At 48.1% G+C, this 19,054-nt stretch carries 13 protein-coding genes; all 13 read left to right on the forward strand.

The window, feature by feature from the left end; all coding sequences use genetic code 11:
- The first annotated feature begins 748 nt into the window (after window positions 1-748).
- Complete coding sequence (locus tag ACTIE6_RS25845) at window positions 749-1,690, forward strand: hypothetical protein (protein WP_439559371.1); 942 nt, start codon at window positions 749-751, stop codon at window positions 1,688-1,690.
- A gap of 188 nt (window positions 1,691-1,878) precedes the next feature.
- Entirely contained in the window at window positions 1,879-3,681 is a 1,803-nt protein-coding gene (locus ACTIE6_RS25850; protein ID WP_439559383.1) for an FAD-dependent oxidoreductase, read from the forward strand.
- A gap of 61 nt (window positions 3,682-3,742) precedes the next feature.
- A complete protein-coding gene (locus ACTIE6_RS25855; protein WP_439559372.1) occupies window positions 3,743-4,717 on the forward strand; it encodes an FAD:protein FMN transferase in 975 nt (324 codons plus the stop codon).
- Window positions 4,714-7,269 carry a glycerophosphoryl diester phosphodiesterase gene (locus ACTIE6_RS25860; RefSeq protein ID WP_439559373.1) on the forward strand — a complete coding sequence of 852 codons (2,556 nt, stop codon included), beginning with the start codon at window positions 4,714-4,716 and terminating at the stop codon, window positions 7,267-7,269. The genes ACTIE6_RS25855 and ACTIE6_RS25860 overlap by 4 nt, the downstream gene beginning before the upstream one ends.
- Window positions 7,270-7,472: 203 nt before the next feature.
- Entirely contained in the window at window positions 7,473-9,194 is a 1,722-nt protein-coding gene (locus ACTIE6_RS25865) for a sodium:solute symporter family protein (RefSeq protein WP_439559374.1), read from the forward strand.
- Window positions 9,195-9,233: 39 nt separating this feature from the next.
- Window positions 9,234-11,264 (forward strand): glycoside hydrolase family 2 protein, encoded by a 2,031-nt coding sequence (locus ACTIE6_RS25870; protein WP_439559375.1) that lies wholly within the window; start codon window positions 9,234-9,236, stop codon window positions 11,262-11,264.
- A gap of 40 nt (window positions 11,265-11,304) precedes the next feature.
- Window positions 11,305-13,593: an FAD-dependent oxidoreductase gene (locus tag ACTIE6_RS25875; protein WP_439559376.1), complete on the forward strand. Its 2,289-nt coding sequence runs from the start codon at window positions 11,305-11,307 to the stop codon at window positions 13,591-13,593.
- Window positions 13,594-13,753: 160 nt separating this feature from the next.
- Window positions 13,754-14,932 (forward strand): sulfite exporter TauE/SafE family protein, encoded by a 1,179-nt coding sequence (locus tag ACTIE6_RS25880; RefSeq protein ID WP_439559377.1) that lies wholly within the window; start codon window positions 13,754-13,756, stop codon window positions 14,930-14,932.
- A gap of 220 nt (window positions 14,933-15,152) precedes the next feature.
- A complete protein-coding gene (locus ACTIE6_RS25885; RefSeq protein ID WP_439559378.1) occupies window positions 15,153-16,340 on the forward strand; it encodes a trans-sulfuration enzyme family protein in 1,188 nt (395 codons plus the stop codon).
- Window positions 16,341-16,363: 23 nt separating this feature from the next.
- Window positions 16,364-16,699 carry a UPF0175 family protein gene (locus ACTIE6_RS25890; RefSeq protein ID WP_439559379.1) on the forward strand — a complete coding sequence of 112 codons (336 nt, stop codon included), beginning with the start codon at window positions 16,364-16,366 and terminating at the stop codon, window positions 16,697-16,699.
- Window positions 16,696-17,142 carry a type II toxin-antitoxin system VapC family toxin gene (locus tag ACTIE6_RS25895; protein ID WP_439559380.1) on the forward strand — a complete coding sequence of 149 codons (447 nt, stop codon included), beginning with the start codon at window positions 16,696-16,698 and terminating at the stop codon, window positions 17,140-17,142. The genes ACTIE6_RS25890 and ACTIE6_RS25895 overlap by 4 nt, the downstream gene beginning before the upstream one ends.
- A gap of 8 nt (window positions 17,143-17,150) precedes the next feature.
- Complete coding sequence (locus ACTIE6_RS25900; protein ID WP_439559381.1) at window positions 17,151-17,852, forward strand: phosphoadenylyl-sulfate reductase; 702 nt, start codon at window positions 17,151-17,153, stop codon at window positions 17,850-17,852.
- Between the two features lie 132 nt (window positions 17,853-17,984).
- Window positions 17,985-18,926: a sulfate adenylyltransferase subunit CysD gene (cysD, locus tag ACTIE6_RS25905; protein WP_439559382.1), complete on the forward strand. Its 942-nt coding sequence runs from the start codon at window positions 17,985-17,987 to the stop codon at window positions 18,924-18,926.
- Window positions 18,927-19,054 lie beyond the last annotated feature (128 nt).

Genomic DNA, 19,054 nt, shown 5'->3' on the forward strand with positions numbered 1-19,054 from the left:
CCTCCTGTTTATAGATGACAAGTTGTACGCAAGATGCCGAGCTCCGGAGGAGCTTCCTGTCAGACGTGGACTTTTCCGAAAACCCGCACCAGCGCTATAAAGAGGAGGCCCCGCTGGGGCCGAAATTGCTGAAACGATGTGAATCTGAATGAATGAGCCGCTGTGGAACGGGGAATAAGGGTCGGCGAAGCGCTAAATAATTGTTGGCAAACGCTGGCCGCAGAGCGGCCTCCTGTTTATAGAAGGCAATTTGTACGCACGATACCGAGCTCCGGAGGAGCTTCCTGTCAGACGAAAAATCCTCCGAAAACGCCCGCTATAAACAGGAGGCCCCGCTGGGGCCGGAAACGATGTGAAACCGGGTACTTGGCTATAAACAGGAGGCCCCGCTAGGGCCAGAAACGATGGAGGCCCCGCCGGGGCCGCTATTGCTGAAACGATGTGAACCTGGATGAATGAGCCGCAGTGAAACGGGGAATAAGGGTCGGCGAAGCGCTATATAATTGTTCGCAGATGCCGGCCGCAGAGCGGCCTCCTGTTTATAGATGACAATTTATACGCAAGATACCGAGCTCCGGAGGAGCTTCCTTTCGGACGTGGACTTTTCCGAAAACGCGCACCAGCGCTATAAACAGGAGGACCCGCTGGGGCCGAAAACGATGTAAAAACTTGGATACTTTTCTATAAATGGGAGGCTCCGCTGGAGCCGGAAACAGGAATTCTTTTTGCCTAACAATGTGACTGTGATATGCTGAATGTCGCTTTTTTGATTTCACTTTTCCTGGGCAATGCTCTCTCCATTCCGGCAAAGGAAAAGGTCAAGGAATTCCGAATTGTGGAGAACGATACGCTGACTTATACATTGAAACTTGCGCTTGACGATAAAGGCCGGCCGCAGTATTTCTTCAGGAACATTTTCACACCGGTTTGCTATACCAATGAATGCAAACCGGTGTATATCAACTTCTACTGGGACCTGCTGGGTAACTATGTGCGATATGATCTGCCCGAAAACAAGGTACTAACCAAGGTTGATCACAACGAGTTTAAGGAAGAGGATTATCAAAAATTGCAGGATATTCTCGCGCAGCCCAACTCCATTTTTGCCGAGTTGAAAATGGAAGACCTCATTACAAAAGGTACCGAAAACCTCACCGACTCAGTGGATGTAAAAGCCGGGGCAACGTTGAAAACTATCAAAAATCAGGTGATCGACGGGGCGGTTTATACCTGCTACACGCTCTGGCAGATCGCATACGGAAAAGCAGTTCCCGAAATGCAGAAGATCATCGAAAGCTATACTGACGACAAGCTGCTGCACAGCTTCCTGACCAGCAACAATTACCATTACCAATATTGGGCAATGGAGAAAGTAGTAAGTAAGGATGGAAGTGTATCGAAATCTTTTGAACAGGACTTGCAAAAGATCATCGCCGGCAAAAACATTTTTACAGCCAAATACGCTTTGCAGCATGTAAATAATGGATTTTTCGAAAGCGAAGTAAGGCAGGTCTGGCTGTGGGAGAGTTACCAGAAAGCGGCCTATCCATTACAGATTACAATTTTGAAAAAGCTGGCAAACATTCCGCTCACCAGTTCGCTTACCAACAACCTCAAAGCCGCATTACCCAATGCAAACCAGGAACAAGCCGCGCTAATCAACCAAATACTAACAAAATCCCCGGGCTGAAGCCCGGGGCAAGGGATTAAAAATTGATTCTCTAAAATCCAAATCCATTCCCGTTGGCTTCAGCCAACGGATAAGACAAAACAAAGACAACAGAAAGACGGAAAGACAACAGAATTGATCCGACAATGACAACAAAAATGATAATGGAAAAGACTATAAGAGATACAATAGAGAAGACATTGGGCAACATGATGAGAAACATGATAACATCATTCATATTTTTTCTGTCGTTTTCTGTCTCCGCTCAAAATCATGTTTTTGTTGAAACAGAATCTTTTACCGATAAAGGTGGCTGGGTAATTGATCAGCAGTCATTTGTGGTTATGGGCTCGTCTTACCTGATGGCGCATGGAATGGGAAAGCCTGTAAAAGATGCGACTACTACAGTTCAGTTTCCAAAAACGGGCAAATACAGGATGTGGGTGCGGACCAAAGATTGGGCACCGTTCCCGAAAGGTCCGGGCAAGTTCCAGCTCGTAGTTGACGGAAAAGCGGCCGGCCAGGTGTTTGGTGAAAGCGGGTCGGACGAATGGAAATGGTACGATGGCGGACAGATGGATATTAAATCTGCTGAGACGAAGCTCGTGATGAAAGACCTGACAGGTTTTAACGGCCGCTGCGACGCAATTTTGTTTACGGATGATCTGAAATTTACCCCACCCAATAAACTCGAAGAACTGACTGCATTCCGGAAAAAACTCCTGAACCTGACCGACAAACCTGTCGAAGCCGGACAGTTTGACCTGGTGGTAGTCGGCGGCGGGATTGCCGGGACCTGTGCTGCCATTTCAGGCGCGAGAATGGGACTGAAAGTAGCATTGATCCAGGATAGGCCCGTTTTGGGAGGAAATAACAGTTCGGAAATCCGCGTGCATTTAATGGGTGATGTGGACAAAAACCACTATCCCAAGCTCGGCCGCATTGTACGTGAAATGGACAATGGCGATCCCGGAAACGGTAATCCTGACGCAAAAGAATATGGCGACGCACGCAAGATCTCCATCGTAAAAGCGGAGCCTAATATTTCCCTGTTCCTTAACACACATGTTTATAAAGTTGAAAGAGAAAACGATATCATCACCGCAGTGGTAGGCCGGGATATTGCTACCAACAAGGAAACACGTTTTGCAGGCTCATTTTTCTCTGACTGTACCGGCGACGGAACAATCGGCTTCCTCGCTGGTGCGGAGTTCAGAATGGGACGGGAGAGCAAGGCAGAAACTGGCGAGTCGCTGGCGGCCGAAAAAGCCGATGATTTCACATTGGGTACCTCCAACCTGTGGGCCTCGCTCCCGCGCGATACCGTTTCTTCATTTCCCGAAACACCCTGGGCGATCCAGTTTTCAGACGAATACCATATCGACGAACCCAAGGCTGACTGGCAATGGGAAACAGGATTTGGAAACTTCAATACCATTACCGATGCCGAGAAAATCCGCGATCACAACCTGCGTGCGATCTATGGAAACTGGTCTTATCTGAAAAAGAACAAAGCCGCAAAATATGCCAAGCACGAGCTGGCGTGGGTCGCCTATATTGGTGGAAAAAGGGAATCAAGGCGCATTATCGGCGATCATATCCTCAATCAAATGGATATTCAGGAAGGCAAATTTTACCCCGACGGCTCCGTTACTGCTACCTGGACTATCGACCTGCATTTCCCCGACGAAAAGAACAGCAAATACTTCGAAGGCCAGGAGTTTTTTGCAGGCACAAAACACATCAAAGTTGCGCCCTACACGATTCCCTATCGCTGTTTGTATTCCAAAAACATCCAGAACCTATTCATGGCCGGACGGAATATCAGCACCACGCACGTTGCATTTGGCAGCACGCGGGTAATGCGTACCTGCGGTATGATGGGCGAAGTGGTCGGCTTTGCGGCATCTCTGACCAAGAAGTACAGAACTACTCCGCGCGGCGTGTACGAACAACATTTACCGGAATTAATGGGAATCCTGAAAGGAGAAACCCTCGCCCCGCAGCCTTGAGTAACATACTGACCCGATGATTTTGAGAAGTACGTTTGCGCTCATTTTAATGGTATTTCAAATGCTCGTTCCCACGGCCAATGCAAAAGCTGCCGGGGACGAGCCTATGATTTCCATTTCAGGTCAGGCGCAGGGTACTACTTACCATATCAAATATTTTGATCAGCAGAACCGAAATTTTAAAGCAGAAGTCGACTCCATTCTTGCGGATTTTGATAAGTGCCTTTCCTTGTACCGCAAAGATTCAGAGATCGTCGCATTGAATAATAGCAACAGATCGCACCATTTCAGGTCGCCTTATTTTTATCCGGTTTTAAATAAATCAAAAGAGATATACGAAGCCACGAATGGCGCTTTTGATCCTACTATTATGCCGCTGACAGAAGCACTGGGATTTGGCGCAAAGCGGACTAATCCCGAGCTGGCGAATGTGGATTCACTCCTTCAGTATGTTGGTTTTGACAAAATCAGCTTCAATGCAGACTCTCTAATCAAGATGAAAGCTGGTGTGAAGCTGGATATGAATGGAATTGCGCAGGGTTACTCGGTCGATCTCATCAGCGCATTTCTAAGGAGCCGCAATATTGACCGGTTTATGGTGGAGATTGGTGGCGAAGTAGTGTGTTCAGGAAATAAGAATGGTAATCTTCCGTGGACTGCCGGCATTGAAAATCCATTGAAACGCGAGCAACTGTTTGCGACTGTGAAACTGACAAACCTGGCGATGACGACTGCGGGTAACTACAACAATCATTTCACAAGAAATGGCCGCGTTTTTAACCATATCATCAATCCAAAGACGGGTTCAATGGAAGAAACGTCGCTGCTGAGCGTGACCGTTTTCGCCAAAGATGCTATTATGGCAGATGGTTACGACACAGCATTTTTCGTAATGGGACTTGAAGCGACAAAGCAGTTCTTATCAAAAAAAAATGACCTGGAAGCCTACCTGATCTATACGGACGAAAGAGGAAAAGTAAGCAGCTACGCAACCAAAGGAATAAAGAAATTGATCAAAGAAATACCTAACCCATGAAATTTACCACAACGATATTCATCTCGCTACTGATCTCAGGAGTTGCATTTGGACAGAAAAATTACCCGAATAGCCTGAGCAATGACCACGTCAGAGTTGTGTGGCAGGGAGACAATAAGGGTACATTCCCGATTGGTGTTTTACAGGTCAAAAAAGATGGAAAATGGATAGACGGGCCCAGGCCTTCCGGCGAGTATACTTTGTTGTATTCTGCAACCAAACCCTCCGGAGAACCTACTGAAAGTTTTAATACAATAACCGGTGGAAAATTCCCTGAGGAGTCTTACCACTATCAGCAGGAACAATGGAAGGAAAGCATCAATGATGTTTCCCTCAATAAAGCCGGTCAGGCGATTCATTTCCTACCAGCCTCTATGCTTATCAAACCGGATGCGATTGAGTTTTCAAAAGAAACCGCAGTAGCTACCGTAACGGGCGACTGGCGTTTTGACCCGCAAAATCCGACGGATATCCTGGTGAAAATGACGGTGAAGGCGAAAGCAAAAGGCTATTTTTCGATGGCTACCCCTACGCTGGGTACCGTGACTCAGGAGCAGCTCGCCTGGACTTCTGTGCCGGGGTATTTTCAGGGAAATGCATTGCAAAAGAACTTCGCGCTCGCTTATGCTTACGGTCACGGCGTGCCCGACCGGCCGGTTATTTACCGCGAGCGTTGTGCCAGTACATTGAGCCCCCTGGTAAGTACAAAAAATGGTGTAACTGTATCTGTGATCCCAGAGCCGGGACTGGCGAGAGATCCCTGGAAAAAAGACAAAATCACGCAAACAGACTGGCACATCGGCTTGTCGCACATGAACCGGAAAGGTCAGCTTGCGCCTACCATTTACTACCCTGTTTTGGGAGAGGAAAAATCGGAACTGAATGCAGGGGAGGAATTTACCTTTTCGTTCAGGTACAGCATCATCGCGGGTGACTGGTTCCAGGCGATCAAGCACGCAGCAAATGACATTTATCAATTTGACAAAACGCTGGCCCTCCGCAAAAACAAGCAGTCTCTGACCGACCGTATTCAGCAAATGCACCATTACCTGACCGATCCTAAAACTTCGCTTTGGAACATTGAGGAGTATGAAGGAAAACAGATCGGCGCGCAATCGTACCTCGGCGGCGTGGTTGGCTCCAATAAGGATGCGATGAAAAATGCGGATTACGGCGCCATGTGGATGCTGGCAAATGCAACCAACGATCCGGAGCTTAAAGAAAAGGTACTACCGCCCGCGCTCAATTTCAAGCTGGTACAGCAGGAAACAGATAAAGGTTTTTTCAATGGCGCAATCGAGGGACAATACTATCTCGCCAAAAGCAAAAAGTTTGTGGAAGAATGGGGAGAAGTGGTAGAACCTATCGCGCTGACTTACTATGTAATGCTCGATGTGGGCAATATGCTCCTGTTTGAGCCGGGCAATGAAGAATTGAATGAAAGGTTGCGACTGGGCGCAGACAAGTTGCTGAGCTGGCAGAATGCAAATGGAAGCTGGGCAGTAGCTTACGACCGGAAAAACGAGCAGGAACTCTTCAAAGATATCAAAGATGTGCGGCCGACTTTTTACGGAATGATCGTCGCATACCGGATTTTAAAAGATGAAAAGTACCTGAAAGCTGCGCAAAAAGGGGCTGACTGGTTTATCAAAACTGCAGTAGAAACGGGCGCTTTCCTGGGTGTTTGCGGCGATGCACGCTATGCGCCTGATTTCGCGACAGGGCAGTCGGCCCAGGCTTTATTAGATCTTTACGATCTGACTAAAAACAAGAAATACCAGGACGCGGCTGTTACTTGTGCCAAGATCTACACAACCTCTATTTATACCCACCCGATTGCCAGCCGCAATATCAAAACTGTAAATGGTACCTCTCGGGAGGACTGGGAAATCAGCCAGACTGGTCTCAGCTTCGAGCATGGCGGCATATTCGGCTCGGCTACGCGCCATGGTCCTATTCAGCTGGCGAGCCACGCTGGGATTTTTATCCGAATGTACAAACTAACCGGCGAGCAGATTTTCGCAGATATGGCGCGCTCGGCCGCAATTGGTCGCGATGCATTTGTGGACAGCAAGACGAGTGTTGCTTCCTACTACTGGAATGCCATGAACCGCGGCGCCGGCCCCTATCCGCACCACGCCTGGTGGCAGGTCGGCTGGATTACCGATTACCTGTTGGCGGAAGCGGAATTGAGATCCAATGGAAAAATCAGCTTTCCGCGCGGCTTTGTGACACCGAAAGTAGGCCCGCACCAAACTTATGGTTTCGAACCGGGGACAGTTTACGGTGATAAGGCTAAGCTGGTGATCTTAGAAGGATTAGCCACACCAGATAAGCCCGCTATTGAATGCATTACAGCTCAATCGACTTCCAGAAATAGCATTTATATAATTCTGATGAACAACAGTGCGACTGAAACAGATTTCGCATTGAAAATTGATCAGACGAAGAAAATTAAGGATTTGAAATGGGCTGAAAGTAAGCAGGCGGCGAAAGTTGAGAAGGTGAGTCTTCCGGCATTTGGCTTGAAGACATTGGAGATAAGCTATTAACTGCTCACCAAATTTATAAGAAGCTAACCACAATTGTCATGCTGAGCGCAGTTGAAGCAACGTGCATGATGCCTTTCATACTGCCAGCCGGTCGAAGCACACTATCAACTGCGCACGATAGCATTGTGCCTGCCCTTCGACTGCGCTCAGGGTGACAAAGGCGGTAGTAGCAGCCAGATTGAAAAAGCATTTAAAACAACAAAATGAACAGCAACATTGATACTATTGTCATTCTGGTCTTCTCTGCATTTGTGCTTGGGATTGGGATGCTTTTTGCGCGGACGGGGCGTAACCTGAAATCCTTTTTTGCCGGAGGCGAGGCAGTTCCCTGGTTTATCGGGGGGTTGTCCTTATTTATGAGCTTTTTCTCGGCCGGCACGTTCGTGGCCTGGGGCTCTATTGCCTACAAACACGGCTGGGTAGCGATTACCATTCAGTGGACGATGTGTATCGGCGCGCTGATAACTGCACTTTATCTGGCTCCAAGGTGGAAAAGAACAGGTGCATTAACAGCCGCTGAATTCATCCGGGAAAGGCTCGGGCTGCCCGTTCAGAAGACTTATATCTTCATTTTCACCCTCGTTTCTGTTTTTATCAAAGGCTCGGTTCTATATCCGGTCGCCAAACTCGTAAGTGCTTCTCTGGATCTTCCATTGGTGCCTTGTACGATCGGGCTGGGCCTTTTTATGATTGCATATACCGCCGTCGGCGGACTTTGGGCTGTGATGGTGACGGACATTCTGCAATTTGTGGTACTATCTGCTGCGGTGTTCATTCTGCTTCCATTGTCGTTTGACAAAGTAGGTGGTTGGGAAGGCTTTACGCAAAATGTTCCTGATGACTTTTTCAATCTGTTAAATGGCGAATACACTTTCGGGTTTGTCCTCGCATTTATCATTTACCACATCTGCTACATTGGCGGAAACTGGACGATGGTGCAGCGTTATACCAGCGTCGACAGCGAGAAATCGGCCCGCAAAGTCGCACTTCTTTTTGCAGGCTTATACCTGATCAGTCCCGTAATATGGATGTTCCCGCCCATGATCTACAAAGCGATCAACCCGGCGCTGACAGGGCTGGATACCGAAAACGCCTATCTGATGATTTGCAAGCTGGTGCTGCCTCCTGGCTTATTGGGCCTGATGCTCACCGGCATGTATTTCTCAACTTCAGCAAGTGCCAATACTGCCTTGAATGTGGTATCTGCTGTTTTTACCAACGATATCTACAAAGGAATGGTCAATCCTGCGGCATCTGACAAGCAGCTGATCCGTGTTGCGCGCGGCTCTTCCTGGTTTTTTGGGTTAGGAATGATCGGTATCGCGTTGCTGGTACCAGCGGCTGGCGGCATCGTGGAAGTGGTTCTGAGTATTTCTGCCATTTCGGGCGGACCGCTGCTTGCACCTCCGCTCTGGGCTTTGTTTTCCAAAAGGCTGAATGCAAAAACAACGCTTTGGGTAACCGGCATCGGTCTTCTTGTCAATCTGTTTTTCAAAATCCTGTCTCCGCTGCTGCTCGGGTTCAAGCTATCGCGGGGAATGGAAACGATCGTGGGTGTTGGGCTGCCTTTGCTGCTTTTGTTGGCTTATGAACTTTGGGCTAAGTCTAAACACCGCATTGCCGACGAGTATCTGGCCTATCTCAATACCAAAGAGCAAAAGCGTATTGATGCATTGGAAATCAATGAAGAGGAAGTTGTTGAGATCAAGCGCCAAAACCGGTTTGGCTTACAGGTGATTGCGGGAGCGCTGCTTTTTACAGCAGTTATGCTATTTATCCTGAGCTTTCTGACTACTTCCGGAGCGATGATCACAGCTATTATCGCAACTGTGGTCTTGCTTTCCGCCCTGATTCCCTTTATAGCGTCGCGGAAAGTTAGCGTGGACGCGCTGTTATCAGTTCAAGAAAATCATCCGCACGAATGACCAATTAGTAAAATCAATCTGAATCCCTTAACGCATTTTATGAACAATAAATTTAGAGCGCTGCTCCTGATCATCGCTTGCTGGACTTATCAAAACAGCTTTGCGCAGTACCATATCAAAGATCCCGGGGCGATATCGCTGAATGGAGACTGGCTGTTTGTACTCGATCCGGCCGAGCTGGGTATCGCGAATCAATGGTATAAAGAAGGGATGGCCAAACCTTCCCGGCAGGATATTGTAACTGTGCCGCATTGCTTTTCGACTGACTCCCGCTATGAATTTTACACCGGAACAGCCTGGTACCGAAAATTCTTTCCCTGGAAACCAGCTTCCGGCAAACGTGTGATCCTGCATTTTGACGCGGCTTATTACAAAACCTATGTTTGGCTGAATGGACAAAAAGTAGGCGAGCACGAAGGCGGTTACACGCCATTCAGCTTTGATGTAACGAATGCGCTGAAAGAGGGTGGGAATGAGCTGGTAGTAGCTGTGAACAACAATACGTGGAAAACGAATACCATTCCCGGCGTGAAAGATAACAACAAAATGGACGATTCTTTTGTGGGCTGGGTGAATTATGGCGGGCTGATCCGCCCGGTTTACCTGACCATTGAGCCGGATGTTTATGCTGAAAATATCAAGATTGAAGCCACACCGGATCTTGCCAAAAACACAGCAAGCATTACCGCCCGGATTCGCGTCAAAAATGCATCTGCAAATGCAGCTACACCAAAGGTTGATTTTAATGTATATCAAAACAAAAAACCGGTTACGCTTAAATGGAAAACAAAACCGGCGAGCATTCCAGCCGGACAAACTGCCCTCATTGAAGCAGAAGCTAGTATTCCCGCCGGGCAAGTAAAATTGTGGGACCTCGACCAGCCAAACCTGTACGAACTGAAAGCCACAGTTGGCACTGACTCAATCGCCTCAAATTTTGGCATAAGAAAAGTTGAAGTCCGTAATGCGCAAATTCTGCTGAATGGGAAGCCGTTAAAAGTAGGCGGCGGCAACCGGGTACTGGATTATCCCGGCCTCGGTTCCATGGAGCCGGACTGGCTGGTGGAAAAAGACTTTCGCCTGATGAAAGAGGCCGGTATGGAGTTCCAGCGGCTCACGCATTATACTCCTGCCGAATACTATTATGACCTCGCCGATAAATTCGGTATGCTGATCATCACCGAAGCGGGTAACTGGCAGCTTACCGGCAAGCAAATGGACAACGATTCCATGCGCGCCAACTTCAAATCGCAGTTCAGGGAAATGGCCGAGCGCGACTGGAACCACCCGAGTGTGATCGCGTACAGTGTTGGTAATGAATACCTGTCCGAAGAAGCCGCCGGTCAGCGCTGGACAAAGGATATGATTGCATTCGCAAAGGAAGTGGACCCGACGCGACTTTACACTTTCGCGTCCATGCGCCTGAATGCGTTGCCGGCGAAGCCGGAAGATGAAGCCAGTCAGTATGTGGATTTTGTCTCGACCAACACCTACGGTGGGCATGCCAAATCGCTGGATCATATTCACAAACTGTATCCCGACAAACCAATTTTTATCAGCGAATGGGGTACGCGCTCCGATGGAAAAGGCGGCGAAGCTTACCAGGCGCAGCATATCAGGGACGTATTGGCCGAAGTGCGCAAAAGACCGTACGTAGCCGGCACTTCCTGGTGGACTTACAATGATTATCGCAGCAAGCTATTCGGTACCAATGCAAACGGGTTTCGTCCCTGGGGGATCGTGGGCCCGGACCGTTCTCCCCGCCGCGCTTACAAGGTGCACCAGGAGGAATTGTCGCCGGTAACGGTTGAAAAAGTGGGTTATAAATCTGGCGAGCAGGGAGCTAACACATTGACTATCAAAATTACAGCCCGCGCAGATTTCCCTACGCGCAGAATATCCGGCTACTACATTAAAGCTTCTGACACAAAAGTCAGTATCCCTGAACTAAACCCCGGCGAGAGCAAAGAAGTACTTGTTCCGGTTCAGGGCTTTGAAGGAAAAACACTTATCTCAATCTATAAACCAACGGGTTTCCTCACAACGGAAGCTGAATTCGCATTGGAATAAGCGGCTCGCTTTGAACCAGTGACGTACAAAATCTAACAAAATGATACAAGAAGAAGCTTCTGCGAAAAGAACACTGAAAACCATTGAATCTGCGGCTGATCTGGTGATTGTAGGAGGAGGATTATCGGGTACCTGCGCGGCTATTACCGCGGCGCGGGCTGGCGTAAAAGTAACATTAATCCAGGACCGGCCGATTCTCGGCGGAAACTGTTCCAGCGAAGTAAGACTGTGGATACTCGGCGCTACCTCCCACATGGGCAACAACAACCGCTGGGCGCGTGAAGGCGGCGTGATCGACGAGATTATGCTCGAAAATATCTACCGGAACCCCGATGGTAACCCGCTTATTTTCGATACTGTTTTGCTCGAAAAAGTGATTCAGGAGTCCAATATTACGCTGCTGCTCAACACTGCGGTTCTTGATCTGGATAAAAAAACAGGCAGTGAAAGTGAGTGTGACGAGATAGAAGCAGTGCATGCATTTTGCAGTCAGAACAGCACAAGGTACCACGTTTCAGCGCCACTTTTTTGTGACACTTCGGGCGACGGAATTCTGGGTTTTCTGGCCGGGGCTGCATTCAGGATGGGCGCAGAATCGATGGAGGAGTTTGGTGAAAAATTTGCGCCGGATAAAGCTTACGGTGAGCTGCTGGGGCATTCCATGTATTTTTATTCCAAAGATGTGGGCCGGCCGGTGAAGTTTATTCCTCCCTCCTATGCCTTGCAGGATATTACAGAGATACCGCGTTATAAAACGTTCAACCCCAAAGATTTCGGCTGTCGGCTCTGGTGGCTGGAATTCGGCGGGAGAATGGATACGGTACACGATACGGAAAAGATCAAATGGGAGCTCTGGAAGGTAGTTTACGGTGCGTGGAATTACATTAAAAATTCAGGCGCGTTCCCCGAGTCGGAGAATATGACGCTGGAATGGGTTGGTACCATTCCCGGAAAGCGCGAAAGCAGGCGGTTTGAAGGTGATTATATGCTCAGACAGCAGGATATTGTTGAGCAAAAAACATTTGAAGATACAGCTGCATTCGGCGGATGGAGCCTGGATTTGCATCCGGCCGACGGTGTTTACAGTGACCAGTCGGGTTGTAATCAGTGGCATAGCAAAGGGGTTTACAGCATTCCCTACCGCAGCTATTACAGCAGGAATATCAGTAACCTTTTTATAGCTGGCCGCATTATCAGCGCGACGCACGTGGCATTTGCTTCAACCCGCGTAATGGCGACAAGCGCGGTCGGCGGGCAGGCGGTAGGTATCGCGGCGGCACTTGCGAAGAAGTACAATTGTACGCCGCGTGAAATAGGCCAGCAGCATTTAGCAGAATACCAGCTCGAACTTTGGAGATCGGGGCAGTATTTACCTCAAACTAAAATCACTGACCCTACCGACTTGGTACAAAACGCTTCTAGCATTTCAGCTTCTTCACAACTTGAACTCACCGGAATGCCCGGCTCGGATCACTGGGCTCCGATCGTGCACTCCGTTGCGCAAATGTTGCCTGGTAGTGGTAAAATGCCGTTTGTTAGAGTTTGGGTAGATGTGTTGGAAAATACCACGCTGGAAATCGAATTGCGAAAAAGCAGCAAAGCATTCAATCACACTCCTGATATTACCCTCGAAACAAAATCCCTGACCCTAGCTACTGGAAGGCAGGAAATTCAGCTGGATTGGAACACTTCGTTTGACGAAGAATGCTACGCTTTTGTTTGTTTTTTAAAGAATGAGAGAGTCAAAATACAATACAGCGACAAACGGATAACTGGCATTTTAACCGTTTTTAACGCAACAAACCCGGCTGTCTCAAACTACGGAAAACAGGAACCAACGGAGGATCTCGGCGTAGATACCTTTGAATTCTGGTGCCCGCAGCGCAGGCCGGAAGGCAGGAACCTCGCATTTCAGCTGAGCGAACCAATTGCCTCATTTAAACCCGAAAACCTCCAAAACGGATTGCATCGACCGATAGCTGCGCCTAATGCCTGGGTAGCCGAATTGGAGGACCGCAATCCTGCTGTAACGATCGAATGGAACGAAGACGTCGAAATCAACAGAATAGAGCTGGTTTTTGACACTGATTCCGACCACCCCATGGAAAATGTAATTTACGTTCATCCGGAAAACATCATGCCATTTTGCGTGCCTGATGTAGAAATCACCGACGATAATGGAAATGTGATTGGCCGCATTACCGACAATCACCAGACCAGGCGAAGTGTACAACTTGAGAGACCAGTTACCACAAAATCAGTCAGCTTAAAACTGAAAAGTGGTCACGAAAATGTCCCGGCGGCCCTATTCGAAGTACGCTGTTACTGATCGGAAAATGCACCATCGTACCCTTTTAAAGGCAGAAGAGACAAATCACAGAGACTTGTCTCTTCTGCCTTTTTGCAAGTTCCCCGCCTTTGAAATTTAACAATTTGAAATTACCTTTGCAGTCATAGATACTCTACAAAAATAGTATAGTTTATAGACTTTGAAGGAAGCGGCGGATTTTACACCCTCATCTGATACCAACGCAGCAAACCACTGGGAATCACTCGACGTAGCTTATATCGCGAGCGGAAATCCCGATGAAGATCGCCGGCTGGCTGCGATTGCACGGGAAAAAGGTCAGGTAGTTTACCTTCGGGATCTGCCCGCAGAATCAGATCTTCCATTTAATACAACCGCTCCTATGGCTTCCGCCGAGGCTGAGGTCCATTCTGCAAATCCCGCAACAAAAACGCCACTTACCTGGGAAACTATCCAGCAGAAAGTTTGGGCGGCCACAGTTCGTAAACGTACCAGGACCGAAGTCGCAGTCAATATCTTTTCCGCCATTGCATTGATGGTGCTCGGACATTTGTTATTCACATTCTTCACCTACGATCGTCTCACTGTGCTCTGGAATGAGCTGGAAGTAAATGAAAATTTCTTCTACTATGTGCTCGGCGGCTTTGTCGCGCAGATGATCGACGGTGCATTGGGAATGGCATATGGCGTAACAGCGGCCACATTTCTGCTGACTTTGGGCGTGCCGCCTTCGGCTGTAAGTGCGAGTGTACACAGCTCGGAGATTTTCACCAGCGGGGTTTCGGGCTATATGCACCTGAAATTCGGCAATGTAAACAGCAAGCTTTTCAAGAAGATCCTGTTTCCGGGCGTACTCGGCGCAATTACGGGCGCTTACCTGCTCTCTTCACTCGAACAATATATCTATATCATCAAGCCACTCGTGGCAGTTTACACGCTGATACTGGGAATTCTTATCATTCAGAAAGCGTTAAAAAAGCGTGTCGAAAAAAAGCCGATTCGGAAAATAGGCTGGCTTGCAATGGCCGGCGGAACGCTCGATTCGATAGGCGGCGGAGGCTGGGGACCAATTGTAACTTCCACGCTGATCGCCCGCGGACGTCACCCGAAATATACCATCGGCTCGGTGAACCTGGCTGAATTTTTCGTTTCTCTTGCCAGTTCGATCACCTTCATCAGCATCATCGGTTTTTCGCATTGGCAGGTCGTCCTGGGATTGATACTAGGCGGAATGGTAGCCGCCCCCATCGCAGCGAACCTTTCACGCAGGCTGCCGATCAAAACGATGATGATCATGGTAGGGACGATAGTTATTATTGTGAGTTTGAGGATTATATATATGGTTTTGAGTAGCCTTTGAGGGCTGTCGGCTATCAGCTTTCGGCCGTCGGCTTTTGGGGGACAGCAGTCTTTTTAGATTGAGTTTATATAGTTTCACAGTGATTTAAATAAAGACGGCTGAGTGCTGATAGCCGACAGCTAAACATTTTTCAGGTTCAATAATCGCAATTAATAGTGCTTACAGGAAAGGAATGCGGATTTAATGCCGATAACCGACAGCCGAAAGCCGAAGTTTTCCAATGAAAAAACAAACCAAAGCAATCCGCACGCAGACGGGCAAAACGAAGTACCGTGAGCATTCGACTCCGTTGTTCCTGACGAGCAGTTTTACTTTCGAAAGTGCTGAGCAGGGCAAGGCGCTTTTTGAGGAAACAGAAGAGGGGAATATTTACAGCCGTTTTTCAAACCCGAGCGTGCAGGAGTTTGTAGACAAAGTTTGTCTGCTGGAAGATTGTGAAGATGGTGTTGCGACTGCAACCGGAATGGCGGCAGTATTTGCGAGTATGGCGGCTTTGTTGAAAACGGGCGACCATATTCTGGCTTGTCGCGCACTGTTTGGTTCGGCGCATCAGGTAATTACCCAGATCCTGAGCAAATGGGGCATTACGCACACCTACCTGGATGCTGACGCGACGGAAGCGGAATGGGAGGCGGCAGTTCAGCCTAACACGCGCATGATTTACCTGGAAACACCTTCCAATCCTGGTTTGGACCTGGTAGATCTGGCGATGATCGGGCGCATTTGCAAGAAGCACAACATCATTTTCAATGTAGATAACTGCTTTGCATCACCCGCTTTGCAAACTCCCGCGGATTACGGCGCTGACCTTGTGTTGCATTCGGCAACGAAGTTCATGGATGGACAAGGCCGTGTGTTGGGAGGAATTGTTGTTGGTAAAAAGGAGTACATCAAGGAACTGCGGTTTTTCTGCCGCCAGACTGGTCCGTCGATGTCACCGTTCAATGCGTGGGTTTTGAGTAAAAGTCTTGAAACGCTGAACCTGAGAATGGAAAAACATGCATCCAATGCATTGCAGCTCGCGACAGCTTTGGAAAAACACCCGGAGGTGAAGCAGGTGAAGTACCCGTTCCTGGCTTCGCACCCGCAGCACGAGCTTGCGAAGCAACAAATGAAAGCAGGCGGCGCAGTTGTTACAATTGAGCTGGAAGGTGGCTTCGAAAGGGTTGCCGCATTTATGGACGCACTGGAAATTGCTTCACTTTCGTCAAACCTGGGAGATACCAGAACGATTGTAACAAATCCAAATACAACAACCCACGCCAAATTGAAACCGGAGGAGAAAAAAGCGTTGGGTATCACCCCGGGTTTGATCCGCATTTCAGTTGGTTTAGAAGACATTGAAGACCTGATTGAAGATTTTACTCAGGCTGTCGAGGTGTCGGTGAAAAGTGGTATATTGGAGTAGTAATCACTTAAACTACTATACAAATGCACACTGTAACAATCAAGATACCGGATGAATTAAGCAGTCAGGAAGTTTCACTTTCCATAGCAAGGCAGCTCTATGAGAAAGAACTCGTGTCTGTGGAGCAGGCTGCGAAATTGGCCGGAATTGAGGAAACGGAATTTATTACGAGTGAGTTGCCGAAAGATCAAGCTGAAACGTGGTCTAAGATCAAGTACCGCACTGCCGAGGATGCAGTGCAAGAGCAAATAAGGAGACAGCGTTACACAGGTTTGAATAAGGAAAAGTTGGATCGGCTGAGGGACGAACTGGATATTCAGGAGCCACTTGAATTACTTCTCTCGCAGTTAAATAAATGAAATATGTACTAGATACAAACATCATTTTAACCTATTTCAGAAAGCATCCCTCCTGGTACAGGATCGAAGAAACTTTCGGCATTTTTGAATCGGAAACGCAAGTAGTGCTTCCCGCGATAATAATAGGTGAATTGCGGTCCCTTGCTATTCAGAATGGCTGGGGAGACCTTAAAATTACCAAACTGGAAAAGTTGCTCACACAATTTATTCCACTTTTTGACCTGACTGATGACATCGTCAATCGCTATGCAGAAATCGATGCATTCAGTCAAGGAAGATTGCCGGGAAACAGGCTGGATTGTTCAGCCAGAAATATGGGGAAGAATGATTTATGGATTGCGGCAGTTGCAAGTACACTTGAGGCGACGCTGATTACAACAGATAGCGATTTTGATCATTTAAACAACCGGTTTCTCAATGTCGCCCGTTTCGAATTGAATTAATAATCACCATGAACGAAGTATTAACATCATTAAACGCCGCTATCGCCGGGAAAAGCGAAATTGAGTCGCTGGCTGTATTGGCGGATTTGTTTCCCGGCGAAGTTGTGTTTTCTACCAGTCTGGGTTATGAAGATCAGGTTATTACTGATCTGATCTTGAAGAACAATCTGAATATCACGATTTTCACGTTGGATACCGGCAGACTTTTCAGCGAGACTTATATGACGCTGCAAAAGACCAATGCCCGCTACGATACGAAAATAAAAGTATACTATCCCCAGACTGCCGCGGCAGAAGAATTGGTGAGCACCAAAGGTCCGCTGAGCTTCTACGATTCAGTGGAGAACAGGAAAGAATGCTGCTTTATCCGTAAAGTAGAGCCTTTGAACCGCGCGCTGAAAGGTGCCAAAATCTGGGTTACGGGCATAAGGGCAGAGCAGTCGGGCAACCGCCACGATATGCCGCAGCTGGAATGGGACGAAGCACATCAGCTTGTCAAGTTCCATCCAATCCTGAACTGGAACTTTGAAGAAGTTAAACATTACGTCAAATCCAACGGTATCCCGTACAATCCGCTGCATGACAAAGGATTTGTGAGCATAGGTTGCGCTCCATGTACAAGAGCAATCCAGGAAGGCGAAGATTTCCGCGCCGGTCGCTGGTGGTGGGAAGATGAATCAAAGAAGGAGTGTGGGTTGCATGCGAAATAACTTCGGCTTTCGGCTTTCAGCTGTCGGCAATGCAATTTGACTTTTCCAAAAACACAATTATAGGTTTCAAGCCGACGGCCGATTGCCGAAAGCCGACCGCCAAAAACAATTCTTGCAAGAAAACAAAATACCATGTCAGTATCAATCAATGAAGCTTCGGTAGCCTCGCAGAAAAAAGCGCCGGATTACCTGGACCAGCTTGAAGCAGAAGCCATTTACATTATGCGTGAGGTAGCGGGACAGTTTGAACGCCCTGCGCTGCTTTTTTCAGGTGGAAAGGATTCTATTACGCTCGTCCATCTTGCCCAAAAAGCATTTGCACCAGGTAAAATCCCATTTCCGCTGGTACACGTGGATACCGGCCACAACTTCATTGAAGCAATTGAATACCGCGATGCGCTTGCTGAAAAGATTGGTGCGAAGCTGATCGTGAGATATGTGGAAGATACGATTAAAGCGAAAGGACTGAAAGAGCAGACTGGTAAGAACGCAAGTCGTAACTGGCTGCAAACCTTTACTTTGCTCGACACGATTGAAGAATTTGAATTTGATGCCTGCATTGGCGGAGCCCGCCGTGATGAAGAAAAAGCGCGTGCAAAAGAGCGTATCTTCTCGTTCCGCGACGAGTTCGGTCAGTGGGACCCAAAACGTCAGCGCCCTGAATTGTGGAACTTGTTTAACGGGAGAATACAGAAAGGCGAAAACGTGCGTGTATTCCCGATTTCGAACTGGACCGAGCTGGATGTATGGGCTTACCTGAAAAGAGAAGGTATCGCATTACCTTCCATTTATTTTGCCCACGAAAGAGAGCTGATTTTAAGAGATGGAAAACTGCTCAATAATACGCCTGTAATTGAGTCGGATCCGGAAGACCAGATCGTGACGCGCCAGGTACGTTTCCGCACAGTGGGCGATATGACCTGCACCGCAGCTGTTGAATCAAGCGCCGCAACCCTGGATGAAGTTATCGCTGAAATTACCATTTCAAGGATCAGCGAAAGAGGCGAAACCCGCATCGACGACCAGCAAACGGAAGCAGCAATGGAAGATAGGAAAAAGGGGGGGTATTTTTGACCCTTTGTCACCCTGAGCGCAGTCGAAGGGAAGGGCGTGGTGCCACTCCCCTTCGACTGCGCTCAGGGTGACAAAAGCAACATTCACTCATTCACTCATTCACTCATTCAGTCATTCAAAATTAAAAA

Source organism: Dyadobacter sp. (assembly GCF_051859145.1).
GTDB lineage: Bacteria > Bacteroidota > Bacteroidia > Cytophagales > Spirosomataceae > Dyadobacter.